This window comes from Balneatrix alpica DSM 16621, assembly GCF_000619885.1.
GTDB classification, from domain to species: domain Bacteria; phylum Pseudomonadota; class Gammaproteobacteria; order Pseudomonadales; family Balneatricaceae; genus Balneatrix; species Balneatrix alpica.
Map to the genome: position 1 here is coordinate 317,301 of NZ_JHUZ01000011.1, position 22,926 is coordinate 340,226.

General features: G+C 57.2%; 21 protein-coding genes. 8 read left to right on the forward strand and 13 right to left on the reverse strand.

What is annotated here, in order from left to right:
* Nucleotide 1: 1 nt before the first annotated feature.
* On the reverse strand, nucleotides 2-1,546 hold the full coding sequence (locus Q334_RS0105505; RefSeq protein WP_027312338.1) for a 2-isopropylmalate synthase: 1,545 nt from the start codon (nucleotides 1,544-1,546) through the stop codon (nucleotides 2-4).
* A gap of 280 nt (nucleotides 1,547-1,826) precedes the next feature.
* Nucleotides 1,827-2,522 (reverse strand): DNA-3-methyladenine glycosylase, encoded by a 696-nt coding sequence (locus Q334_RS18105; RefSeq protein WP_081414347.1) that lies wholly within the window; start codon nucleotides 2,520-2,522, stop codon nucleotides 1,827-1,829.
* Nucleotides 2,523-2,558: 36 nt separating this feature from the next.
* Here Q334_RS18105 and Q334_RS0105515 point away from each other — a divergent pair, with 36 nt between their 5' ends.
* Both Q334_RS0105515 and Q334_RS18110 read left to right on the forward strand, forming a co-directional pair.
* Nucleotides 2,559-3,704, forward strand: a complete 1,146-nt coding sequence (locus Q334_RS0105515) for a MalY/PatB family protein (protein WP_027312339.1) — start codon at nucleotides 2,559-2,561, stop codon at nucleotides 3,702-3,704.
* Between the two features lie 234 nt (nucleotides 3,705-3,938).
* Complete coding sequence (locus Q334_RS18110; protein WP_051527540.1) at nucleotides 3,939-4,742, forward strand: class I SAM-dependent DNA methyltransferase; 804 nt, start codon at nucleotides 3,939-3,941, stop codon at nucleotides 4,740-4,742.
* On the opposite strand, the gene Q334_RS0105525 is transcribed toward Q334_RS18110, so the two are convergent.
* Nucleotides 4,739-5,806, reverse strand: coding sequence for a DUF2235 domain-containing protein (locus tag Q334_RS0105525; protein ID WP_027312340.1), 1,068 nt, complete (start codon nucleotides 5,804-5,806; stop codon nucleotides 4,739-4,741). The two genes, Q334_RS18110 and Q334_RS0105525, sit on opposite strands and share 4 nt — an antisense overlap.
* Nucleotides 5,807-5,987: 181 nt before the next feature.
* On the opposite strand from Q334_RS0105525, the gene mnmH reads away from it, so the two are divergent.
* Genes mnmH through selD form a run of 5 tightly spaced genes read left to right on the forward strand, consistent with a single transcriptional unit; the run spans nucleotide 5,988 to nucleotide 12,450 of the window.
* Nucleotides 5,988-7,091 (forward strand): tRNA 2-selenouridine(34) synthase MnmH, encoded by a 1,104-nt coding sequence (gene mnmH, locus Q334_RS0105530; RefSeq protein ID WP_027312341.1) that lies wholly within the window; start codon nucleotides 5,988-5,990, stop codon nucleotides 7,089-7,091.
* Between the two features lie 24 nt (nucleotides 7,092-7,115).
* Nucleotides 7,116-8,006 (forward strand): putative selenate ABC transporter substrate-binding protein, encoded by an 891-nt coding sequence (locus Q334_RS0105535; RefSeq protein WP_051527541.1) that lies wholly within the window; start codon nucleotides 7,116-7,118, stop codon nucleotides 8,004-8,006.
* 3 nt (nucleotides 8,007-8,009) lie between these two features.
* The gene (locus Q334_RS0105540; RefSeq protein ID WP_245593661.1) at nucleotides 8,010-8,696 is read left to right on the forward strand and encodes an ATP-binding cassette domain-containing protein; all 687 of its coding nucleotides are present in this window, start codon (nucleotides 8,010-8,012) and stop codon (nucleotides 8,694-8,696) included.
* A 5-nt stretch (nucleotides 8,697-8,701) separates the two neighbouring features.
* Nucleotides 8,702-10,201 carry a PhnE/PtxC family ABC transporter permease gene (locus Q334_RS0105545; RefSeq protein ID WP_342667440.1) on the forward strand — a complete coding sequence of 500 codons (1,500 nt, stop codon included), beginning with the start codon at nucleotides 8,702-8,704 and terminating at the stop codon, nucleotides 10,199-10,201.
* 32 nt (nucleotides 10,202-10,233) lie between these two features.
* The gene (selD, locus tag Q334_RS0105550) at nucleotides 10,234-12,450 is read left to right on the forward strand and encodes a selenide, water dikinase SelD (RefSeq protein WP_027312345.1); all 2,217 of its coding nucleotides are present in this window, start codon (nucleotides 10,234-10,236) and stop codon (nucleotides 12,448-12,450) included.
* Between the two features lie 275 nt (nucleotides 12,451-12,725).
* Here selD and Q334_RS0105560 read toward each other — a convergent pair whose 3' ends face one another.
* The 8 genes from Q334_RS0105560 to Q334_RS18120 all read right to left on the reverse strand — a co-directional run bounded on the left by Q334_RS0105560 (nucleotide 12,726) and on the right by Q334_RS18120 (nucleotide 20,874).
* Complete coding sequence (locus tag Q334_RS0105560) at nucleotides 12,726-13,478, reverse strand: TrmH family RNA methyltransferase (protein ID WP_051527542.1); 753 nt, start codon at nucleotides 13,476-13,478, stop codon at nucleotides 12,726-12,728.
* A gap of 164 nt (nucleotides 13,479-13,642) precedes the next feature.
* The gene (locus Q334_RS0105565; protein ID WP_027312347.1) at nucleotides 13,643-13,954 is read right to left on the reverse strand and encodes a DUF6482 family protein; all 312 of its coding nucleotides are present in this window, start codon (nucleotides 13,952-13,954) and stop codon (nucleotides 13,643-13,645) included.
* A gap of 123 nt (nucleotides 13,955-14,077) precedes the next feature.
* Complete coding sequence (clpB, locus tag Q334_RS0105570) at nucleotides 14,078-16,654, reverse strand: ATP-dependent chaperone ClpB (protein ID WP_027312348.1); 2,577 nt, start codon at nucleotides 16,652-16,654, stop codon at nucleotides 14,078-14,080.
* Nucleotides 16,655-16,809: 155 nt separating this feature from the next.
* On the reverse strand, nucleotides 16,810-17,544 hold the full coding sequence (pgeF, locus tag Q334_RS0105575) for a peptidoglycan editing factor PgeF (protein ID WP_027312349.1): 735 nt from the start codon (nucleotides 17,542-17,544) through the stop codon (nucleotides 16,810-16,812).
* A 117-nt stretch (nucleotides 17,545-17,661) separates the two neighbouring features.
* Nucleotides 17,662-17,997 carry a hypothetical protein gene (locus tag Q334_RS0105580; RefSeq protein ID WP_027312350.1) on the reverse strand — a complete coding sequence of 112 codons (336 nt, stop codon included), beginning with the start codon at nucleotides 17,995-17,997 and terminating at the stop codon, nucleotides 17,662-17,664.
* Nucleotides 17,978-18,568, reverse strand: a complete 591-nt coding sequence (locus tag Q334_RS19860; protein ID WP_051527543.1) for a hypothetical protein — start codon at nucleotides 18,566-18,568, stop codon at nucleotides 17,978-17,980. The genes Q334_RS0105580 and Q334_RS19860 overlap by 20 nt, the downstream gene beginning before the upstream one ends.
* 127 nt (nucleotides 18,569-18,695) lie before the next feature.
* Nucleotides 18,696-19,664, reverse strand: coding sequence for a 23S rRNA pseudouridine(1911/1915/1917) synthase RluD (gene rluD, locus Q334_RS0105590; protein WP_027312351.1), 969 nt, complete (start codon nucleotides 19,662-19,664; stop codon nucleotides 18,696-18,698).
* A 64-nt stretch (nucleotides 19,665-19,728) separates the two neighbouring features.
* Nucleotides 19,729-20,874: a GGDEF domain-containing protein gene (locus tag Q334_RS18120; protein ID WP_081414348.1), complete on the reverse strand. Its 1,146-nt coding sequence runs from the start codon at nucleotides 20,872-20,874 to the stop codon at nucleotides 19,729-19,731.
* Between the two features lie 202 nt (nucleotides 20,875-21,076).
* Here Q334_RS18120 and Q334_RS0105600 point away from each other — a divergent pair, with 202 nt between their 5' ends.
* The gene (locus Q334_RS0105600) at nucleotides 21,077-22,003 is read left to right on the forward strand and encodes an outer membrane protein assembly factor BamD (protein ID WP_027312352.1); all 927 of its coding nucleotides are present in this window, start codon (nucleotides 21,077-21,079) and stop codon (nucleotides 22,001-22,003) included.
* A 114-nt stretch (nucleotides 22,004-22,117) separates the two neighbouring features.
* Here the strand turns inward: Q334_RS0105600 and Q334_RS0105605 are convergent, their stop codons facing one another.
* Both Q334_RS0105605 and Q334_RS20600 read right to left on the reverse strand, forming a co-directional pair.
* Nucleotides 22,118-22,378: a hypothetical protein gene (locus Q334_RS0105605; protein ID WP_027312353.1), complete on the reverse strand. Its 261-nt coding sequence runs from the start codon at nucleotides 22,376-22,378 to the stop codon at nucleotides 22,118-22,120.
* Between the two features lie 352 nt (nucleotides 22,379-22,730).
* On the reverse strand, nucleotides 22,731-22,862 hold the full coding sequence (locus tag Q334_RS20600; RefSeq protein WP_281172996.1) for a hypothetical protein: 132 nt from the start codon (nucleotides 22,860-22,862) through the stop codon (nucleotides 22,731-22,733).
* Between the last annotated feature and the right edge of the window lie 64 nt (nucleotides 22,863-22,926).

Here is a 22,926-nt window from a genome sequence, read left to right on the forward strand (position 1 = left end):
ATCAGACCTGAGGGTGCGCCTTTTCCCGACCCGCCATCATAATATTGAGGGCGTGGATATAGGCCTTGGCCGAGGCGATGACGATATCGGTATCGGCACCGTTACCGTTGACGATGCGTCCACCTTTTTCCAGACGAACCGTTACCTCGCCCTGGGAGTCGGTGCCTGAGGTAATGGCATTAACCGAATACAGCTCCAGGCTGGCGCCAGACTGAGCCACCTGCTCAATCGCCTTAAAGGCGGCATCCACCGGGCCTGAGCCCTCGGCCTGGGTGCTGACCTCCTGACCATTGACCATCAGGCGCAGGGTAGCCAGCGGCACCTCACCGGTTTCGGAGGTCACGCTCATGTAACTCAGGCGGATATGCTCATCAATTTCTTCCGAAGCACGCTGCTCAGATACCAGCGCCTGCAGGTCTTCATCGAAAATCTCATGCTTTTTATCCGCCAGTTCTTTAAAGCGGCGGAACGCCTCGTTTAACTCGGCATCGGTGCTGAAGCTGATCCCCAGCTCCTCCAGACGGGTGCGGAAGGCATTACGACCAGAGTGTTTGCCCAGCACCATACGGTTGGTGTGCCAGCCGACATCCTGGGCGGTCATAATTTCATAGGTTTCGCGATGCTTGAGCACCCCATCCTGGTGGATGCCGGACTCATGGGCAAAGGCATTGGCGCCGACAATGGCCTTGTTGGGCTGCACCGGAAAGCCGGTAATGGTGGAGACCAAACGGGAGGTCGGCACGATGTGCTGGGTCTCAATACCGGTACTGAGGCCTAAGCGATCATGGCGAGTGCGCAGCGCCATCACAAACTCTTCCAGTGCCGCATTGCCGGCACGCTCACCCAAACCATTGATGGTGCACTCCACCTGACGGGCACCATTGGCTACCGCCGCAATAGAGTTAGAAACCGCCAGGCCCAGATCGTTATGGCAGTGGACAGAGATAATCGCCTGATCGGCATTGGGCACCCGCTCCAGCAGGCGGCGAATGGTGTCACCAAACTCTTCCGGCAGGGCATAGCCAACGGTATCGGGGATATTAATGGTACGGGCACCAGCACGAATCGCCTCCTCGACGATACGGCACATGAAATCGAACTCAGTACGGCTGGCATCCTCCAGCGAGAACTCCACATCATCAATCAGATTGCGCGCCCGCTTGACCGCATGGATGGCCTGAGCCACCACCTGATCCGGCTCCATCTTCAGTTTGTACTTCATGTGAATCGGCGAGGTGGCGATAAAGGTGTGAATCCGCCCGGCATTGGCAACCTGTAGCGCCTCACCCGCACGGTCGATATCCGCGTCCAGCGCCCGCGCCAGGGAGCATACCCGGCTTTCTTTGACTGCTTCCGCCACCGCCCTGACCGCTTCAAAGTCACCGACACTGGCCATGGCAAAGCCTGCTTCAATCACGTCAACCCGCATCCGCTCCAGGTGCTTGGCAATCCGTACCTTCTCGTCCCGGGTCATGGAGGCTCCGGGGCTCTGTTCACCATCACGAAGGGTGGTATCAAAAATAATGACGCGATCGTTGGCGCTCATGCTCTGTACTCCAGCTAACCACTGTTGAAGTGGTGTTCCATTTCATTATTGTGCCCTGGGGCGGGCATAGCAGGCAGGCTGTGCAAACGCCTGAGCCGCCCCTGAGGAATGGCCGCAACCCCAGACCGACAGGGTCATGTGGATAAAGGGGGAAGACGGCAGGCAAGGGATAGAAAGCTTTTCTATTCACAGGTGGGGAAACGATACTCCCGGCACCTTCCCTTGGCAACCCAAAGCCCATGCCCCCTGGCCAGCCAAAGCCCCCGTCAAGCGTGCTGGACTAGCCCTTATCCTGCGGCCCATCCACCAATAAAGGCTGGTCTGCCTCAAGCAGGTGATAGGGGAGGCTACGACTACGCAGTGGGTTACGGCTGCAATGGGCTGCTTCCGCCGCATCCACCAGACGCCAGAGCAGATGCTCATCGCGCCCCTTAGGGATACCCAAACGGGTGGTTTGAATCACCGTCCCCGGCTGATAGTCCACCGCTTCTATCCGTAACCGCTCGGGCTCCGGACAACGCTGATCCCAGTCCACCACCTTGATCCCCAACGCACGGCAGAACAGGGTCTGGCCGCTACAAAGGCGTTGTGGCTGACGCGGCAAGCCCTGGGCAGATGGGTTCAACTGCTGCATCAGGGCCAGGCTGTCAGCGCCCGATAATTCATCCGTCCAGGGCACTCCTGACTTGATTAACACCCCTGCCCCTTCACCGCGGGCACTGATATTGAGGGAGTCCTTGCCACGGGCGTAATACAGATACAGAGTCCCTGGTGGCATAAAGAGCGCCCGGCGCTTGGCGGTATAGCCCAAGGAAGCATGGCTGCCCTTCTCACGCCGGTCATAGGCTTCGGTCTCGATAATCCGCGCCGCCAGCCACTGCCCCTGCACGCGATGACGAATCACCTTGCCCAATAGCGCCCGGGCCAATTGCAGGGGTGGTTGATCGAAGAATGACTGGGGTAAGATGCCGGACATAGGCGTTTACTCAGCTCCAGGAAAAGGATGCGAACAATGGCAGGATTTGACCACACTCCCGACCGGCGCGGAACCTCCAGCCAAAAGTGGGATAAGTATGAGCAGCAGGATGTGATCCCCATGTGGGTGGCCGATACCGACTTTCCTGCCCCTCCGGCGGTGATTCAGGCCCTGCAGGGGCGGGTCAATCATGGTGTTTTTGGTTACACCCTGGCGCCTCGCTCCCTCAGTGAAGCCATCGTGGAGCGCATGGCTCGCCTGTATGACTGGCAAATTCAGCCTGAGTGGATTGTCTACCTGCCCGGGTTAGTCTGTGGCCTGAACCTGGCTTGCCGCTCCTTTGGTGACAGTGGTAGCCCGGTATGCAGCCCCCTGCCGGTGTATCCGAAGTTCACCACCGCGCCACGCCAGAGTGATCGTCAGTTACTCAGCGTGCCCATGCAGTTGCAGGAAGGCCGCTGGCTGCTGGACTTAGCAGCCTTGGAACAGCAACTGGCCCAGCATGCGCCAGCCCTGTTGCTGCTGTGTAATCCACACAACCCCGGTGGCACCGTTTATCGTCGCGAGGAGCTGCAGGCCCTGGCGGCACTGTGCCAACGCTATAACACCCTGATCTGCAGCGATGAAGTGCACTGTGATCTACTCCTGGAGCCGGGCCTGTGCCATACCCCGATTGCCAGTCTGAGTGAAGATGCCAACCAACGCACCCTGACCCTGATGGCACCGAGCAAGGCCTTTAATGTCGCCGGTCTGGCCTGTTCCTTTGCCATTGTCGCCAACCCCGAATGGCGCCAGCGCCTGAAACGGGTGATGCGCGGTATCGTGCCGGACGTCAACCTGCTCGGTTATACCGCCGCCGAAGCCGCCTATCGCCATGGTGATGACTGGCTTAGCGCTCAAAATGACTACCTGAGGGGCAACCGTGATCTGCTCATGGAGCGGATTAACGCCATCCCCGGCCTGCGTCTGCACCCTATTGAAGCCACCTATCTGGCCTGGATCGATTGCAGTGCTTTAGCGCTTGATAACCCCCAGCAGTTTTTTGAGCGTCATGGCGTCGGCATGTCCCCTGGCAAAGACTTTGGTAACGGCAATTTTGTCCGTCTTAACTTTGGCTGCAGCCGCGCCCTGCTGGAGCAAGCGATTAATCGCATGGAACAGGCGGTTGCCAGCTTGGCTTGAGTCTAATTCTGCGGGGCGGCCCTTGCGTCGCCCCGTTATACAAACGAAGGAAACGTTTTTCCTGCTGCCATGCACCCGCTCGTCCCATCACCGACCTTTTCGTGCCGGATATATAGAGTCAGTTCAGCGTAGCGGATAATTCACTTCGCCCTGCTCAAAAACTAGGCTATGATTCGCCGCCTTTGATTGCCAAGCCCTGCTCCAGGCCCGCCTTTTTGCTTTTGAGCTTTCGCCATGCCCACACCTCTGACCGCCAGCACCAGCACCAACGCGCTCTATACTGACCTGTCCGCCTACTACGATCTCATGTGCCTGGATATCGACTACGCCAGCCAGAGTCAGTGCGTTGCCCGCCTGCATCAGCTTTTTGGCAATCAGGGTCGCCTGCACCTGGACTTAGCCTGTGGCAGTGGCCCCCATATTCGCCATTTTCTTGATCAGGGCTTCAGCAGTCGCGGCCTCGACCTTAACCAGCCGATGCTGGATCTGGCCCGCAAGCGTTGCCCCGAAGCACAGTTTGACTGCCAGGATATGTGCAGTTTCAGCCTTGATCAGGGCCAGGATCTGATCACCTGCTTCCTCTATTCACTGCACTACAGTGGCGAAACCACCAAGCTGCAGGCCTGTATCCAACAGGTGCATCAGGCCCTCAATAGCGGTGGGCTGTTTTGTTTTAACAGCGTTGATAAAGGCCAGATTGATAACCACTCCTTCGCTCGCCACAGTGTGCAACAGCCTGATAGCGAGCTGACCTTCACCTCCGGCTGGTATTACCGCGGCGAAGGGGATCGGCAAAGCCTGCGCCTCAGCATCCATAAGCAAAGCGGTGAAGAGCAGCACCACTGGCAGGATGAACACCCGATGGTGGCCACCAGCTTCACGGAAATGACCACCCTGCTCAGCCCTTACTTTGATGTTCAGCTGTTTGAGCACGACTATCAGCGCCTACTGCCCTGGCAGGGACAAACTGGCAATGCCATCTTCGTCTGTATTAAGCGCGATGCAGTGCTAAGCCCCAACGCCAGCCTGCCTTGCTAACCCACCGCCTGCACCTTTTCCTGCTCAGGCTCTAGCCCTGCCCGCAGCAGCGTAGGGGGACGATAACAGGGATCATCCTGCCAACGTTGCCAGACGCTGGGATCAATGCTGACATTAACCGCCAGCATGCCTTCATTATCCCTATCCCAACGGCGGTAAAAACGCCCCTCGTCAACCGGCTGACGGAGTTTACGCCAGGCACGGTAGATCCCTTTGAGGAACTCAGCATAGGAATCATTGGTTGTGCTCAGGTAGGCATCCGCTGCGGGGCGCAGCAGATCCAGTTTGAGCCCTGCTTGACGGGCCTTTTGCTGCATCCAGGCAAAAGGGATCAACGCCAGTGGATCTTCCCCATAGCCTCCGCCAACATTGGCATGAGCACCAATAAACCAGCGCTGCTCCACCTCCAGCTGACTGGCCTTCTTGATGCCATCTGGGTGAGTCCAGAGAGCAGCAGCATAAGCCGCTCGGTGTTCATCCAATGCCAGCGCCTGATAAGCCCGATCAACAATGGAGGACAGCTCGGTATCATGCCAGGCATAAACCCCTTTTTCGTTTAAAAAGGTACCGGGCACCCCCAGCATTCCCACCGTGTCCCATACCCCAATAAAATGCACCCGCACCTCACGGCTATAGGTGCGGCGAAATGCCTGACAGCGTTCGCCATTAGGACGAGCCTGCTTATCCCGATACAGTGCCTGGGCAGCTTTTAGCAACCCTGGGGTAGTGATATGCAATAGCCCACACTTACGCAGCATCCCTACCAAGCTACGGGCGGTATAGGCTCCGCGGCTAAAACCAAACAGGTAAATTTCATCCCCTTCACTGTAACGCCGGGCCAGCCATTCATAGCCCTGCAATAGGTTTTTGCCTAACCCTGTGCCAAACACCCCTCCCTGCAACTTATCAAAACGGTTAGTACCCACCCCTGGGTCATAGAAAAATCGCTGTTCGATAGGGCCATCGTAGTCATGCAGACTACGGGAAAGACGATAAACATTGGTTTGGTCCTGGGGATCATTCCAGGTGCCATCAAAGCAGAGGATCAAGCGTTGTTGTGCCATGGTTGGCTCCTCCCTCTTGATCATAAGCGCATGCCAGACAACCTCCCTTGGCTCCGTTGCTGTACAAAAAACAAGCAGCACCAGCAAGCCTAGTTTATCCTGCCCGATTCACCAGCGGGATAACACTCACCGCCTGCTTTGGCTATAATCTGCGCCTTCTTAAACCGGACTGCCCCAGGCCATGAGCTTACCCACCCCTGTTACTGACTACGCTGCTCTGTTTTTGCAGGATATCCCCCTGCTAGATGTGCGCGCCCCGGTGGAATTCGCCGAAGGTGCCTTCCCACTGGCCACCAATCTGCCCCTGCTGGATGACCACCAGCGCCAGGTGATCGGCACCGAATACAAGCAACAGGGACAGGATGCCGCCGTTGCCCTGGGCTATCAGCTCGCCACGCCAGAGGTCAAGCAAGCCCGCCAACAGGCCTGGCTAGACTATGGCCGCCAACACCCTGATACGGTGCTGTACTGCTTCCGTGGGGGGATGCGTTCCCATATCAGCCAGGAGTGGATGGCCGAGGCCGGACTACGTATCCCGCTCGTCAAAGGGGGCTACAAAGCCCTGCGGCGCTTTTTGCTCGACACCCTGGAACAACGTAGCCAACAGCAGCCGCTCTGGTGCCTGTCTGGCCGTACCGGCACCGGCAAAACCGATGTACTGCTCAGCCTGCCACATCAGCTTGATCTGGAGGGTCTGGCCCACCACCGCGGCTCGACCTTTGGTTACACCGTCAAGCCGCAGCCCAGCCAGATCAGTTTCGAAAACGCCCTGGCCATTGGCTTGCTCAAGCATGCACATCATGCCCCCCAGCATACCCTGGTGGTCGAAGATGAAAGCCGCCTGATTGGTCGCATTGCCTTGCCACCCTGCTGGCAGGAAGCTCAGCAGCGCGCGCCCTTGCTGGTTTTGGAAGCCTCGGTAGAGGAACGTCAGGAACGGGTCGTGCGTGACTATATCCTGCGCCAGTATCAGGACTACCAGGAGGTGTATGGCGGTGAAGCCCCCCAGCGTTTCCGTGATTATGTGCTGGGCAACCTTGACCGCATTCGGCGCCGTCTGGGGGGTGCCCGCCACCAGGCCCTGCGGACAGAATGGAGCGAGGCCCTGGATGCCTTCCTCAGCCATGGCGACTACCAGGGCTTTTTACCCGGCATCCGTGAACTGCTGGTGAACTATTACGACCCCATGTACGACTACCAACTCAGCCAGCGGCAGGAACAAATCGCCTGCCGTGGTGAGGCCGAGCAGATACGTGCCTGGGTTGCCAAGCATCAACCCCACTAACCTCATCCGGCTAAGGAGCCTGTTATGCAAAGTATTCGAAAACGTTGGACGGCGGTGAGCCGTTTGCTGACCGTCGTCGCCCTCACTGCTGTGACTGGTTTGAGCCAGGCAGCGCCCTTCGTGTTTACCGCCATTCCCGATCAGGATGAACGCCGCCTGACCGAGCGTTTTGGCCGCATTGCCGACTACCTGAGCCAAGAGCTGGGGGTCGAGGTGCAGTATATTCCCGTCAAGAGTTACCCCGCTGCCGTCAGTGCCTTTCGTAACAACCAAGTGCAACTGGCCTGGTTTGGCGGCCTGACCGGCGTACAGGCGCGCAACCTGGTGCCCGGCAGTGAAGCCATTGCCCAGGGCGCAGAAGACACCGCCTTCAAAAGCTACCTGATTGCCCATAGCAGCACCGGCCTGGAAGCCAGCACCGAGCTGAGCGACGCCCTGAAAGGTAAGACCTTTACCTTTGGCTCCAAGGGCTCCACCTCTGGCCGTTTAATGCCCGAATTTTACCTGCGCCAGCACTTTAACCAGGCGCCAGAAGACCTATTCGCCAAAGTCGGTTTTTCCGGTGATCACTCACGTACCATCGCTCTGGTGCAGTCCGGTGCCTTTGACCTGGGCGTCGTCAACTACAGTGTGTGGGAAGAAGAACTGAAAGCCGGCCAGGTTGATCCCAGCAAAGTCAAAGTGATCTGGGAAACCCCCACCTATCCCGATTACCAGTGGAGTATCCGCGCTGACGTAGACGCTAACTACGGCGAAGGTTTCAAAGAAAAAGTGCGTCAGGCCCTGCTCAACATGCAGGACCCGAAACTGCTGGAAGCCTTCCCCCGTTCCGCTTTCGTCCCTGCCAGCAATGCCGACTATGCGCCGATCGAACAAACTGCGATCAGCATCGGCATTATGGATGAGGTCAAGTAACAGGTGAGCAACCTGTACAGCACCCCCCTGGCCCGCGGCGCCCTGCGTTTGCACAGCCAGGGTCTCGGTTATGCAGAGCGCCAGGTATTGGGCGCCCTGCAGCTGGAGATTCAACCCGGTGAGCGGGTGGCCCTGCTCGGCCGCTCCGGCGCCGGTAAAACCACCCTGCTGCGGCAGTTGCGCCTGCAACATGCCGAGCAGGTGGCCTGGTGCCCGCAACAACCGGGGCTGGTGCCGATGCTGTCGGTGTTCCATAACATCTACATGGGTCGCCTCGACCAGCACAGCAGCCTCTATAACCTGCTTAATCTGCTCCGCCCCCAGGCCAAGCCCCTGGCGGCAATTAACGAGCTCAGCCACGAACTGGGACTGGCGGACTATCTGCATCATTCCTGTGATCGCCTTTCCGGCGGCCAGCAAAGCCGGGTCAACCTTGGCCGCGCCCTCTATCAGCAACGACCGATCTTTGTGGGTGATGAACCCGTCAGTGCAGTGGATGAGCTCCAGGCCGATGCCCTGCTCAGCCTGCTATGTCGGCGTCACCAGACCCTGGTGGTGGCCCTGCACGATGTGGAAATGGCGCTGCGTCACTGCACTCGCATTCTTGGCCTGCGCGATGGCCAGATTGAATTAGATGCCCCCGCCCACCAGCTCAGTATCACCGAGCTGTTGCGCCTCTATGTGGACTAAAGGGCGTGTCTGTCATTCGCGTTAACAGCACCGCCTCATCCTCCGCCCACGCCATGCGTCATACCAGTTTGGGCATTCTGCTCCTGGCCCTGCTCTGTTTACCCTGGGCAGACTTTAGCATCAGCACCCGTGACCCTTGGCTAGAGCTCGGCGCCCTGGCCCAAGGCCTGCTTAACCCTATCTGGCCCGATAGCCTGAGCCTGGCCCACGCCCTGGCCAATACCCTTGCCTTTGCCCTGCAAGGGGTAGCGCTGGGTGCCCTCGGCGGCTTAGTCCTGGCGCTAGGCTATCAGCGCCCCTGGGTACGTCGCCTGGCGGCCTTTATCCGCGCCATCCATGAGCTGTTTTGGGCCCTGCTGTTTATCCAGGTCTGGGGGCTCTCCCCCCTGGCAGGGGTGCTGGCCATTGCCATTCCCTATGCCGGCACCTTTGCCAAAATCTATGGCGAACTCTTTGAGGAGGTCGACCCGGCTCCGGCCCAGGCCTTACCCAGCGGCAGTGGACGCCTCTCCGTCCTGCTGTATACCCTGCTGCCCCAGGCGCTCAAACCGATGCTGATCTACACCAGCTACCGACTGGAGTGCGGTATTCGCTCCTCTGCGGTGCTGGGTTTTATTGGTTTGCCGACCCTGGGTTTTTATCTGGAATCCCTGCTACGTCAGGGCCACTACGGTGAGGCCGCCACCTACCTCTATGTGCTGATTGTCCTGATTGCCACCATGCGCTGGTGGCTACAGGCGAAGTTAGTCCCCGCTTACTTACTTGCGGCGGTGATTTGGCTCCCCCCTGTCGCCCCCTTGGATTGGCCTCTGTTGCTGCGTTTTGTCAGTGAAGATATCGTCCCCAGCCCCCTGCGCCAGGGGGACTGGAGCGGCCTGTGGCCCTGGCTGAATGAGCTCACCCACAGCGATATTCTGCCCGGCCTCGGCAACACCCTGGTATTGGCCCTGCTCGCCTTGGTGGTGACAGCGTTGTTCACCCTGGCACTGTTTCCCGCTATTTCCCCGCTGTTTGGCAACCGTGGCAGTCGTGCAGGCGGCCATCTGCTGCTCGTCACCCTGCGCTCCTTGCCGGAATACCTGCTGGCCTTTGTCGGCATGTTGCTGTGGGGGCCGAGTATGCTGCCTGCCATGTTGGCGCTGGCCCTGCATAATGGTGCCATCATCGCGCACCTGCTTGGGCGCTACAGCAGCACCCTGCTGCTACGTGAGGATGCCAGCACCGGCCTCAACCGCTATGCCTTTGAAGTGCTGCCACGCATCTACCGGCCCTTTTTGGCCTTTACCCTCTACCGTTTCGAGATTTTGATGCGGGAGACCGCCATGCTCGGCATTCTCGGCATTCCTACCCTGGGCTTTTTTATTGACTCCGCCTTCAGCGAGTTCCGTTTTGATCGCGCCCTGGCACTTTTACTGGTCAGCGCCGGTCTTAACATGACGGTCGATGCCCTGGCCCGCCATTTACGCCAGCGCCTGCATCTCTCCAGTCAACCGGAAAGCCTCTAACCCGCCGCCGCGATCAGCGCCAAGGAGTCCTTATGCAAACCCGTGCCAATCACCCTTTCCAGCCTCCCCAGCAGGATCTGGTACTGATTGGCGGTGGCCATAGCCATGCCCTGGTATTGCTGGACTGGGCCATGCGGCCAGTACCGGGGGTACGCCTGACTCTGATCTCCGAACAAAGTTACAGCCCTTACTCCGGCATGCTGCCGGGGCTGGTCGCCGGACACTATCAGGTTGATGACATTCACTACGATCTGCGCAACCTCTGCCGCCATGCCGGGGCACGCTTTATTCAGGCCCGGGTTAACGGGCTTGACCCCGAGCAACAACAGATCAAGCTGGAAGGCCGCCCAGCACTGGAGTATGACCTGCTCTCCATCAATGCCGGTGCGGTACCCGACTGGCAGGTAGCCGGCGCCCGCCAATACAGCATTCCGGTTAAGCCCATCTCCGGCTTTTGGCAACGCTGGCAGGCAGCCCGCGCCACTCTGCTGGAGGCTGATCAGCCCCAACATATTGTGCTGGTGGGCGGCGGTGCCGGCAGTGTCGAACTGGCGCTGTGTATGCGCACCGCGCTACAGCAAGCCAGGGTGCAACATCCTATCAGCCTGATTAGCCGTGGCCCCGAACCCGTAGCGGACTACCCCAAGCGGATGAAGGCCGCCCTGGCGACACGTTTGCAACAGCAGCAGATTAGCGTCATCAGCCAATTTAACGTGGCAGACGTCTCCGCCAAGCAACTGCATAGCCAACAAGGTCACAACCTAGACTATGACTACCTGTTCTGGTGTACCCAGGCCCGTGCTGCCCCCTGGCCAGGCGAATCCGGCCTGGCGGTCAATGAGCAAGGTTTTATCCGCGTTCATCCCACTCTCAGCAGCCTCAGCTACCCCAATATCTTTGCCGCTGGTGACATTGCCTGGATCGACCAGCATCCCCTACCCCGCGCCGGAGTCTACGCCGTGCGCCAAGGCAAAATACTGGCGGCCAATCTCAAGGCCAAACTGGCTGGCCAACCCCTACTCCCCTATCGCCCTCAACGCCACTTTTTAAGCCTGCTGGCCTGTGGCAACCAGGATGCGGTGGGGGCCAAAGGCCGCCTGAGCCTGGCGGGCCCCTGGGTATGGCGTTTGAAAGACCATATCGATCGCCGCTTTATGCGTATGCTGCAGCAACTGCCAGTGCTGCCACCACCACGCAGCCAGGACGATATCAGCCTGGAACCGCCAGCCATGCGTTGCGGTGGCTGTGCCGGCAAGGTGGGAGCCAGCGTGTTGCAACAGGCACTGAACCGCATACAACAACCAGAACACTGTCAGCTTAACGCCCTCCCTGGGCGGGACGATGCCGCCGTCATTAGCTGGCCCGCTAGTCCAACCAAGCTGGTGCAAAGCCTGGATGTACTCAAACCCCTGGTGGATGACCCCTACCTGTTTGCCCGCCTGACCACCTTGCATGCGCTATCCGACCTCTACGCCATGCATGCCAAACCTCATAGCGCGCAACTGCTGGTGCAATTACAACATGCCAGTGAAACCCTGCAGGTGAGAGACATGCAGCAACTGCTAGCGGGGGTGGAAGAAGAACTGCAACGGGCTGGGGCGGAACTCCTGGGGGGCCATACCCTGGAGGGAGAGCAGATGCAACTGGGCCTGTGCGTGAATGGCCAGGCTCAAGCCCAACAACTGATTAGCAAACAGGGCTTGCAGGCCGGTGATCTGCTGGTGCTGAGCAAACCCCTTGGCAGTGGCGCCCTCTTTGCTGCGGCCATGCGCGGTGCCGCACGGGGCGACTGGATCAGTCAGGCACTGGACACCCTGCTGCAATCCAATGCCCAGGCCGCCGAGCTCTTTGCCCAATATCAAGCCCATGCCCTGACCGACATCACCGGCTTTGGCCTGCTGGGTCACCTGCAGGAAATGCTCGGCCACCAAGGGGCAGAGCTCTGGTTGGCGCAACTGCCGAGCCTCCCTGGCGCGCTGGAAGTGCTGCAACAGGGCTACCACAGCACCCTCAGCCCCGCCAACCGCCGTCTGCGCCACCTGCTGCAACCCGCCCCTGAGCTGGATACCAGCCAACCCCGTTACGCCCTACTGTTTGATCCACAAACCTGCGGTGGCCTGCTGGCCGCCATCGCTCCGCAACACTGGCCCGACTTACAACAGGCCAGTAGCCAGGCTGGACAGCCACTGTGGCTGATCGGCAAAGTCACCGAGCAACATGGCATCCACATAACGGATCAGGCAGGATAAGCAAAACGACAAGACCAAAGCTGTCATCCAGCCTCTCACCCCAAGGAACAGCCAATGACCACCCTACTGATCTGGATAAGCTTGTTGTTTCTACTGCTAATAGGGATTGGTCTGATATATGGATTAGGCTCGTTCATTCTGAACATCATGCGTTGCCTGACTATTTCATCTGATGAGAAATAGCTCTGCTTCGTAGCGATATCCACTGAGCGAAGTGACATAAAGGTGGGAAAGATAGCCTTTATATAGTCGTTATCCTTCCCAGCATCTATCCCTCAGCCTCGCAGGTGATACAGCAATATACCCGCCGCAATGGCGACATTCAGGGATTCGCTTTTGCCATAAAGGGGGATGTACAGATTGGCATCGGTTTGTGCCAGCAGCTCCGGGTTGATACCAGCGCCTTCGTTGCCCATTACCAGCGCAAAACGTGGCTGGCTACTGAACTCGGTATAGGGTTTGGCCTGCTGCAGGGCACTGCCGTAACAGGGAATCCCAGCGGCCCGTAAAGCGGGTAACCAATCTTGCCAGCAGCCCTGCCAGAGCGGCAGATGAAAGTGGCTGCCCTGGGCCGCACGCAGAACTTTGGGGTTATAGGGATCGACACAGCCTTTACTGAGCAGCACGCCATCCAATCCGGCGGCATCGGCGGTGCGGATCAGGGTGCCAAGGTTGCCTGGGTCCTGGACACCATCAAGCAGAAGTAAGCGCTGTAACGCTGTCCATTCAAGCGCCGCTTGAGCCTGCCGGCAAAGTGCCAGCACTCCTTGCGGGGTTTCGGTATCACAGAGCTGCTGAAACAGCGAGGGGGGCAAATAGACTGGCTCACATGACTGCCAGGGTGCTTGCTGGGGCACAGCGGCGCCCTCCTGCACAATCAGTTTTTCCACCCATCCTGCCTGCAATGCCTCTTCACAGAGGTGCCAGCCTTCCACCAAAAACTGACCACTCTGCTCCCGTTCTTTACGGTTAAGCAGCTTCTTCCAATGTTTGAAGTGAGTATTGTGTGCGGACTGGATCAGGTTCAAAACGGGCCTCCTGTAACTGGGCGGCAGTATAAGCCATTTCAGTTTGCACTACCTATGACAGAGGCTTGTTGAACCGTACAAAAAAGCCCCTCAGCGGAGGGGCAACAGGGACACCCTGGGGATGGGCGTGCAGCCCCAGTGTTAGTGCTTAAGCCAACTTTGACTCAAGACAGATCCTGATCAGGATTGGCGATCGGTATGGGGTCAGCGGGATCACTGGCGCTGGTCAGACCGATCATTTCATCATAAGCACTGTGCAGGAGCAGTTGGCTGGCACCAATACCGAGCCCACGCAAAGGCTTCTTGGCCGCCAATTGAGAGTGGTATAACAACGGCCTTCCCGCATCGTCCACGAGCCGATGCCAACTGGCCCCATGCCAGAGTGCTACGCTGTATTGGCTACAGCCATGACTTTCAAGTTGTAGCCGACTGAAGGGAGCCAGGCTCGGGAGTTGCCGCAAAGTCAAACTAGCCATGATTGGGCTCCTGTAAATTGGTTTAACAGGTGATACGCGCACGCCTGGCTGACAGATCACAAAAAAATGCCCCGCACACATGAAGAGGCGGGGCATGTTAGACCTTTACAGGTAAGGCTGGGGTCAGCTGCTAAAATGCAGCTTGCCGTCGACCAAGTCGACTTTGATCAGGCTGGCAGGGGCAAAGTGCCCGGCGAGGATTTCCTGCGCCAAAGGATTTTCCAGATGACGCTGGATGGAGCGTTTCAGCGGCCGCGCCCCGTATACCGGATCAAAGCCCACGGCCACCAGATGTTCAATCGCCGCATCACTTAACTCAAGCCCCAGCTCCCGCTCTTGCAGGCGCTGACGCAGCCGGGCCAGTTGAATGTCGGCAATGCCCCGCAACTGGGCCTGGCCCAGGCTATGGAACACCACCACCTCATCAATGCGGTTAATCAACTCTGGGCGGAAGTGTTCGCCCACCACGGTCATCACCTTCTCTTTCATCTCCTCATAGAGGCTGTCAGAGGAGGAGTAAGCCTGGATCACATCCGAACCCAGGTTGGAGGTCATCACGATGACGGTATTACGGAAATCCACCGTGCGCCCCTGACCATCGGTCAGGCGGCCATCTTCCAGCACCTGCAGCAGGATGTTAAAGACATCGGGATGGGCTTTTTCCACCTCGTCCAGCAATACTACCGAGTAGGGCTTACGCCGCACTGCCTCAGTCAGGTAGCCGCCTTCTTCGTAGCCAACATAGCCAGGAGGGGCACCAATCAAGCGGGCCACCGAGTGTTTTTCCATAAACTCGGACATATCAATCCGCACCAGCGCCTCTTCGGTATCAAACAGGAAGCGCGCCAGTGCCTTACAAAGCTCAGTCTTACCCACCCCGGTTGGCCCCAGGAACAGGAAGGAACCATTGGGGCGATTGGGGTCCGCCAGCCCGGCGCGGGAGCGACGCACTGCGTTGGCTACGGCCTGTACCGCCTCTTGCTGACCGATGACGTTTTCATGCAGGGCGGCTTCCATCCGCAGTAGCTTATCGCGCTCACCTTCAAGCATTTTTGCGACCGGAATCCCCGTCCATTTGGATACCACCTCGGCCACTTCTTCTTCGCTGACCTTGTTACGCAGCAGCTGCATATCGAGCATTTCTGCCTGGGAGGCCATATCCAGTTGCTTTTCCAGATTGGGAATCACGCCGTACTGCAGCTCCGACATGCGGGTTAAATCCCCCACTCGACGGGCTTTTTCCATATCCAGGCGAGCCTGATCTAGTTCCTCTTTGATTTTCTGGCTACCCTGCAGGGCGGCTTTTTCGGTCTTCCAGACTTCCTCCAGGTCAGCAAACTCGCGCTCGACCTTGTCGATCACCTGCTGCAAATCCTCCAGCCGTTGCTTAGAAGCTTTGTCGCTTTCCTTCTTCAGCGCTTCACGCTCCATCTTGAGCTGAATCAGTTTGCGTTCCAGCCGATCCATCTCTTCCGGCTTGGAGTCCATCTCCATCCGAATACGGCTGGCAGCCTCATCGATCAGGTCGATGGCCTTATCGGGCAGCTGACGGTCGGTGATATAGCGCTGCGACAGTTTGGCCGCCGCAATAATGGCGGAATCGGTGATTTGCACATTGTGGTGCAGCTCATAGCGCTCTTTCAGTCCACGGAGAATGGCAATAGTGTCCTCTACGCTGGGCTCATCCACCAACACTTTCTGGAAGCGCCGCTCCAGCGCCGCATCCTTTTCAATGTACTGACGGTATTCATCCAGGGTGGTGGCACCAACACAGTGCAACTCACCACGGGCCAGGGCCGGTTTGAGCATGTTACCGGCGTCCATCGCTCCTTCGCTCTTACCGGCCCCCACCATGGTGTGCAGCTCATCGATAAAGAGAATGACCCGGCCTTCTTCCTTGGCCAGCTCATTGAGGACGGACTTGAGCCGCTCTTCAAACTCACCGCGGAATTTGGCTCCGGCAATCAAGGCGCCCATATCCAGCGACAGCACCTTTTTGTCTTTTAGCCCTTCAGGCACCTCACCATTGATGATGCGCTGGGCCAGCCCCTCCACAATGGCGGTTTTACCTACCCCCGGCTCACCAATCAGCACCGGATTGTTCTTGGTGCGGCGCTGCAAAACCTGAATGGTACGGCGGATTTCATCATCGCGGCCGATCACCGGGTCGAGTTTGCCGGCGCTGGCGCGAGCGGTGAGGTCAATAGTGTACTTCTGCAGAGCCTGGCGGTTTTCTTCGGCATTGGGGTCAGAGACATTTTCACCACCGCGCACCCGCTTTACCGCGGTTTCCAACTGGCTTTTGCCAATGCCCTGCTTACGTAGAATCTCCCCCAGGGGGCTTTTATCATCCATCGCCACCAGCACCATCAACTCACTGGAGATGTATTGATCTCCCTGCTGATGGGCAATTTTATCGACCAGGGTGAGGTAACGGGCAAAGCGCTCTGAGGGTTTCACGTCACCATCAAAGTTACTGACTTTGGGCAACTCCTCTAACGCCTGATTCAGCTCGCGCTGCAAACGATTTAGGTCAAAACCAGCTTGGGCCAACAGGGGGCGGGCACTGCCACCACGCTGTTCCAACAGGCAGATAAATAGGTGCAGAGGCTCCACCAGATTGTGATCATGGCGAGCGGCAAGGGACCAGGACTCCTGCAGAGCTTCCTGGGCTTTACTGGTAAAACGGTCAGTACGCATAGCGCCTCCAAAGTGGTGGGCCGCTAGTTAAGCGGCGGCCTGGCAGGCTAGGCAGCTAGCCATTCCAGGCCTAATCGTGTTTGCCTACACAATTGGGGCGCGCCTGAGTAACTTCAAGGCAAGGCAATGACAGGAAGAGATGGACTTTATTGACATCAATCAAGGGTCAACCAAATCAAGGTCGCCATTCGCCCGGTCGTTTTGTCACGACGATAGGAAAAAAAGCGCTGCTCTTCGCTAAAGGTACAGTAGTTGCCACCGTAGATATGTTGCACACCCTGTAATGCCAGACGCTGGCGGGCGAGCAAATAAAGGTCGGCCCAGTATTTACCCGGCTGCAGCCCTGGCTGAAACGCGACCTCAGCCTCACCGGAGCACTGGACAAAATTGTCTTTTACCTCCTGCCCAACCTCAAATGCCTGAGGCCCGATTGCCGGGCCTAACCAGACTAGCACCTGCTCAGCCGGCACCTGCATGGCTGCCAGGGTTTGCTCCAGCACCCCATTAGCCAAACCTCGCCAACCGGCATGGGCGGCTGCTACCACACTACCGGCCTGATCACAGAACAGCACCGGCAAGCAGTCTGCCGTCATAATCACACAGGGTTGTCCCGGCTGCCGACTAAAGCTGGCATCGGCCTGTGGCTGAGGCTCCGCCCCTGCCATCACCACCTGGTTACCATGCACTTGCTGCAACCATGCTGGCGCGCGGGGGGTACTGATCACTTTGCGCAACTCTGCCCGATTGGCAGCCACCGCCTGGGGGTCATCGCCCACATGGTCACCGAGGTTAAAGCTGTCAAAGGGGGCATGGCTGACCCCGCCACGGCGGGTGGTGGAAAGGGCTTTCACCCGCGCGGAGGCGGGCCAATCTGGATAGATAAAAGACACGCTGGGCTCCTAGCTGTCATGGCTGCCCCATTTAATGCCAAGCGTCTGATTAGCTCAAGGATTAGCTCAAGTTAGTCCTCTTGCTGCTGATGCTAACCGCCCACAGGTGACAGGAAGCTAACGGGGTTGCCATTGCCAGCGCCCATCCTTTGTCCGGCAAGCAACGCCTTCCTGCACTGCCTGAACCGGTGTTAGTACATGCTGTTGCACGGCTCGGCAGTAGCGCCCATCCTCTAATTGCCAGGTGGCGAGGATAGCTATTTGGCCTTGATATTCCCCACTCTGCCAGTCCAGTACTTGTCCGGAAAGTAACTCACTCAAAGCCTGATACGTTGCTTGACGCTGCACCTGCTGAGCCGAGTCCGACATCCGCTGAGGGGCAGGCCAAGCGGTGCAACCCGTGACTCCCAGCACCAAAGCGAACAGCATGCCTTTAACGTAACAGTCCGGCATCCAGTACCTCCTGTTCTTGTTCAACATTGAGCAGGCGCCCTTCTGCAGGTAATTGCGCTGCTAAACGAGAGCGACTCTGTTCATCCAGCCGAAATCCCGGCTGACTGTCATCCACGCTACCATCACCACGCCGTTTCACCCCTGACGGAGCACTGATACTGCCCTGCAATCCAGGTTGGCTGTCATCAATGCTGCCATCCCCTCGGCGCTTTAAACCATCGGGACCAATATCATCGTCATCAGGACTGTCAGCATGATGATCATCATCGTCACTGTCGGTATTGCTGGAGCCGCGATTGCTGCCACTGCGATCATCGTCATCACTGTCCGCACTGCTGGAACCGCGATTGCTGCCACTGCGATCATCGTCTGAGCCACTACGGCCTGAACGGTCACGGTCGTCATCACCCCCTCTCCCTGAGCTGCCGGAGCCTGAATGACCAGAGTCAGAGCCACTCTCATCTCCGCCCTTTGCCCACGCCTGTCCCGTTGCCTCTAACCAAAGTGGCGCACTCCACCCCAGACTCAATAACATGACGCTCAGTAACGCTATACGTAGATACTGCTTCATGGGCTGGCCTCCACTTTGGTGTTATCAGACTAAACGTCTCTAACCCAGTTTTATATGCAACCGATCCACTAAACAACAAAAAGCCCAGCACAACGGCTGGGCTTTTTGGTAGAAGTAACCATCAGACTTAATAGTCTTGATAGTCCCCATTTTGCTTAAGGGCTGTCAGTAATTGTTGAAAATCCGACGGCAACTCCACTTCCCACTCCATCCACTCACCGGTTTCCGGATGGGATAGCTCCAAGCGCTTAGCATGCAGTGCCTGGCGCTGGAATTGGCGCAGCGCTTCCTGCAGGTCTTCACCACAACCCTTAGGCAAGCGGAAACGGCCAGCATAGAGCGGGTCCCCCACCAAGGGGTAATTAATGTGCGCCATGTGGACGCGAATTTGATGGGTACGGCCTGTCTCTAACTTACAGCGGATATGGGTATGGGCACGGTATTTATGCAGCACACGGTAGTGGGTAACTGCCTCTTTACCACTGCCTTCAGCGACCACCGCCATCTTCTGGCGATGACGGCTATGGCGGCCAATGGGCTCATCCACCGTTCCACCGCCGGTCATTACCCCTTGCACCACCGCCTCGTATTCGCGCCCCATGCTACGCTCTTGCAACTGAGCAACCAGGTCGGTTTGCGCCTGCAGGGTTTTCGCCACCACCATCAGGCCGGTGGTGTCTTTATCCAGACGATGCACAATCCCTGCACGGGGAACCACCGCCAGTTCAGGGGCATGGTGCAATAGGGCATTAAGCAGGGTGCCATCCGCATGGCCAGCCGCCGGATGCACCACCAGGCCTGCAGGTTTGTTTAACACCAGAATATGTTCATCTTCATAGACGATGGGCAGTTCAATCGCTTGGGGTTGCCAGCGCTCCTGCGCCTCCAACTCTGCCACTAGCGTCAGCAGTTCCCCCCCCAGCAGTTTTTCCCGGGGCTTGCACTGGCGCCCATCTACCTGCAAGGCTCCTTCTTTAATCCAGGCTTGCAAGCGGGAGCGGGAAAAGTCGCTGAAAAGCTCAGCAGCGACCTGATCCAGGCGCTGGCCACCCATTGTCATGGGTACCTGCACCTGTTGTTCAATACGTTCGTTCATGCGGATTCAACTGGCCAACCAAAAAGGCCGCCAGTATAGCATCTTCTCTCGCTAAGCTCCCCCTTCACGCATGACCGGCGCTGACTCGCTGTAGGCCACTTTGACTAAGGAGATCATGGCTCTTGGACGCAATGCGCACACAATCACGACCTTCATCCTTGGCTTGATAAAGCGCCTCATCAGCTTGGCGCAACAGCTCGCTTTGATCCGCTCCAAACCGTTCAGCCACGCCAATACTGGTGGTAAAACTAACCTGTTCACCAGTGGGAATCGTCACCACCGTTTGACGACAACCCTGACAGATACGCTCTGCCACTCCGGCTGCCTGGCTGGCATCCATACCAGGCAGCACCAGCAAAAACTCCTCACCACCAATACGTCCTGCCAAATCCTGGCGACGCCGACAATGGCGACGCAATATTTTGGCAAAGCTCTTTAACACCAAATCACCGGCAGCATGACCGTGGTGATCGTTAAAGCTCTTAAATTTATCCAGGTCCATCATCAATACGGCCAAGGGCTGTTGTTTAGCCTGAGCTTGCTGGATATCCAGCTCTAGTTGTTCCAATACCTGACGACGGTTGGCCAAACCAGTTAAGGGGTCACGGGCTGCCTGACGGTATAAGCCAAGCAGCATATTGAGCTGGTTCAAGGAAGCCCATCCGGCAATTGCACCCAGCACGCCCAACAGCCAGAGGTCATTCAGTTCGACGATCGTTCCCAGTGTTCCGGTGAGGGATTGGGTCAAGAGCTCAATGGCTACCACTAACACCACCAACACACTTACTTCCAGTAGGGTTAGCGGGAAAATCGCCAGCATGCTGATAATCATAAAGGGGAAGAAATGGTAGCCCGCCACTTCCTGCCCCACCTCCAGCGCCAACAACACGCCATTGCTGTAACTCTGAAATGCCGACAGCAACAAAATCAGTAACAACAAACGTAACCAGGCCATTCGCATCCGGTAAGGCTGGACACTCCAGCTTGCCAGCATTAAACACGCCAAACTGGTGGTGATACGGCCAATGGCGATGGGCAATTGGGCACTGTCCGGCAGTAGCAATTGATCAACCCATATCCAGGCGGGTTCCAACACCACCAACATTCCGGCTAACCAACGGATACGACGGAATAAGTAGAAACTGCGGGTCTGATTAAAGTAGCGACTATGCTGACCGGCCCAGAGTACATCCATGATCATTTGGATCATTGCGGGATACACCTCGGAAAATAAGCAAACGCCCACTTTACTGAAGATGGTCTGCTTACTTCTTGACCTACAACAGCTCCTTTTCAGGTTTCCCCTCTTCACCCTAGCTTTTTTCACCACACCTGGGCCTGCTGCTGTACTCGCGGCCAAATCCCGCTAGAATACCCACCCAATTCTCTCTTTTAGCGGCAATGGTAACCCGATGCGATATAGCAAATACCTGCTAGCCCCTGTGTTGGCCTTCGCACTGGCTGGATGCTCCCTGTGGGATTCCAAGGAGCCCGACTATCCTGAACAGGTGCTTTACGAAAAGGCAACAACCGCCTTGGACAACTCACTGTGGGATGAGTCTGCCAAGTGGTATGAAAAACTGGAGGCGCGCTATCCCTTTGGCCGCTACTCCGAACAGGCTCAGCTAGAGCTGATGTATGCCTATTACAAACAAGGCAAGGTAGCCGCGACCCAGGCCGCTGCCGATCGTTTTATTCGTCTCTTCCCTAACAGTGACTATGTCGACTATGCCTATTACCTGCGTGGTTTGACCGCCTTTGAAGAAGATCAGAGCATTATCGACCGCTTCCTGCCCACGGATGAGAGCCGTCGTGATGCCGGCGCCGCCAAGGCTTCCTACGATGACTTCGCCACCCTGGTGCGTCTCTACCCGGATAGCCCCTATGCCGCCGATGCCCGCAATCGCATGGTGTATCTACGCAACCGCCTGGCGAAGTATGAAATCCACGTCGCTCGTTTTTATATGAAGCGTGGCGCCTTCCTGGCTGCCGCAAACCGTGGTCGCTATGTTGTGGAAAACTTCCAGGAAAGCACCTCGGTGCCTGATGGTCTGGCGATGATGATTGCCGCCTATACGGCACTGGGCTCCACTGACTTGGCAAATTCTGCCCAACAAGTGTTGGATCTCAACTACCCCGGCTACGAGAAAGATGTGCTGGATGACAGCACTGTCTTTGATCGTTACACCCTGGGAGTCTTCCAAAAGGGTGATGCACGTCCGGATTTACCTAGCCGAGTTAAAGCCGGTACCAGCCTGCCTGCGCAGGAGTCCGACGCCAGCCAGTCCAGTGGGGCTAAACCTTGGTACCACCGCGCTACCTTTGGCATTTTTGAGTAATTTACCCAAAGCTAGCCATAAAAAAGCCCCGCAATGGGGCTTTTTTATATCTGCTATCTCTCTGCTCGACTCGCCAGGCTAGAGGACTGCTGGTGACACCACTGTCAGAAGAGATTAATAATCCGGCTCAGAGCCTTCTTCTTCCTCGCCCATATCCTCACTGCCACCATCCAGATCGGCGTACTCATCATCGGGCATCATCATATCGAAGCCAGGCTCATCCAGCTCAGGCTCGTCTTCATCCTTTTTCTTTGGCGCCACACTGGTATAAACCGGCACAAAGGTTTTGAGGCCAGAGCGTTTTTCGCTAGAGCCACTTTTCCCCTGTTGTTTCAGTTTTTCCATCTGTTCTTTCAAGGAACCAAACTTACTCATGTTTCCCCCTTACCTATCCCCAGCTCGCTCACTCTACCCACATCAGTAGCAGGCTCCCTGACTCTCTTAAGGGGATAATCTCGCCCCTAAGTATGTGAAGCTCCGGCCAGATTGCCAGTGCGCGGCGCTATTGTGTGCATTCTTGCTTAAGAGACAAGTGCTACGGCAAAAAAATCCGCAAAATTGGCATCTTTTGCTGCAATTTTTGCAATCTATAGGGCACCTGTCGCCATCGCGGCTCATTGGCTGCCTAGTTGGGTTAAGGGAAAGGAAATTCAAGATCTACAGGAGATAAAAAAGCCACGCCAGCAACTGCAATCAATCACTGGCGGCTTGGGAGATAAAACTGACTTTATTTGGCAGCTTGCTCAGCACTGCCAGACTGACTGCTTGGCTCCGCCTGTGTGGGCTGAGCCTCTTGGCTATTTTGCTCTTTTTCCTGTTGCGGCTCTTGGCCACCACAGCATCCACAACATCCGCCCATGATTAGCACTCCTGAATATGTGACATCACTGCGACCTTGGGTCGCCGAGTCAGCATAGGGGAGT

What these genes read in the sequence shown, in the direction of transcription:
- Q334_RS0105525 (WP_027312340.1), bottom strand. Translation starts at nt 5,806, where the DNA reads ATGGCACAACAACGCTTGATCCTCTGCTTTGATGGCACCTGGAATGAT.
- Q334_RS0105535 (WP_051527541.1), top strand. Translation starts at nt 7,116, where the DNA reads ATGCAAAGTATTCGAAAACGTTGGACGGCGGTGAGCCGTTTGCTGACC.
- Q334_RS18120 (WP_081414348.1), bottom strand. Translation starts at nt 20,874, where the DNA reads ATGATCCAAATGATCATGGATGTACTCTGGGCCGGTCAGCATAGTCGC.
- Q334_RS18110 (WP_051527540.1), top strand. Translation starts at nt 3,939, where the DNA reads ATGCCCACACCTCTGACCGCCAGCACCAGCACCAACGCGCTCTATACT.
- mnmH (WP_027312341.1), top strand. Translation starts at nt 5,988, where the DNA reads ATGAGCTTACCCACCCCTGTTACTGACTACGCTGCTCTGTTTTTGCAG.
- Q334_RS18105 (WP_081414347.1), bottom strand. Translation starts at nt 2,522, where the DNA reads ATGTCCGGCATCTTACCCCAGTCATTCTTCGATCAACCACCCCTGCAA.
- rluD (WP_027312351.1), bottom strand. Translation starts at nt 19,664, where the DNA reads ATGAACGAACGTATTGAACAACAGGTGCAGGTACCCATGACAATGGGT.
- clpB (WP_027312348.1), bottom strand. Translation starts at nt 16,654, where the DNA reads ATGCGTACTGACCGTTTTACCAGTAAAGCCCAGGAAGCTCTGCAGGAG.
- Q334_RS0105515 (WP_027312339.1), top strand. Translation starts at nt 2,559, where the DNA reads ATGGCAGGATTTGACCACACTCCCGACCGGCGCGGAACCTCCAGCCAA.
- Q334_RS0105605 (WP_027312353.1), bottom strand. Translation starts at nt 22,378, where the DNA reads ATGAGTAAGTTTGGTTCCTTGAAAGAACAGATGGAAAAACTGAAACAA.
- Q334_RS0105580 (WP_027312350.1), bottom strand. Translation starts at nt 17,997, where the DNA reads ATGCCGGACTGTTACGTTAAAGGCATGCTGTTCGCTTTGGTGCTGGGA.
- Q334_RS0105565 (WP_027312347.1), bottom strand. Translation starts at nt 13,954, where the DNA reads ATGGCTAGTTTGACTTTGCGGCAACTCCCGAGCCTGGCTCCCTTCAGT.
- selD (WP_027312345.1), top strand. Translation starts at nt 10,234, where the DNA reads ATGCAAACCCGTGCCAATCACCCTTTCCAGCCTCCCCAGCAGGATCTG.
- Q334_RS0105505 (WP_027312338.1), bottom strand. Translation starts at nt 1,546, where the DNA reads ATGAGCGCCAACGATCGCGTCATTATTTTTGATACCACCCTTCGTGAT.
- Q334_RS20600 (WP_281172996.1), bottom strand. Translation starts at nt 22,862, where the DNA reads ATGGGCGGATGTTGTGGATGCTGTGGTGGCCAAGAGCCGCAACAGGAA.
- Q334_RS19860 (WP_051527543.1), bottom strand. Translation starts at nt 18,568, where the DNA reads ATGAAGCAGTATCTACGTATAGCGTTACTGAGCGTCATGTTATTGAGT.
- Q334_RS0105600 (WP_027312352.1), top strand. Translation starts at nt 21,077, where the DNA reads ATGCGATATAGCAAATACCTGCTAGCCCCTGTGTTGGCCTTCGCACTG.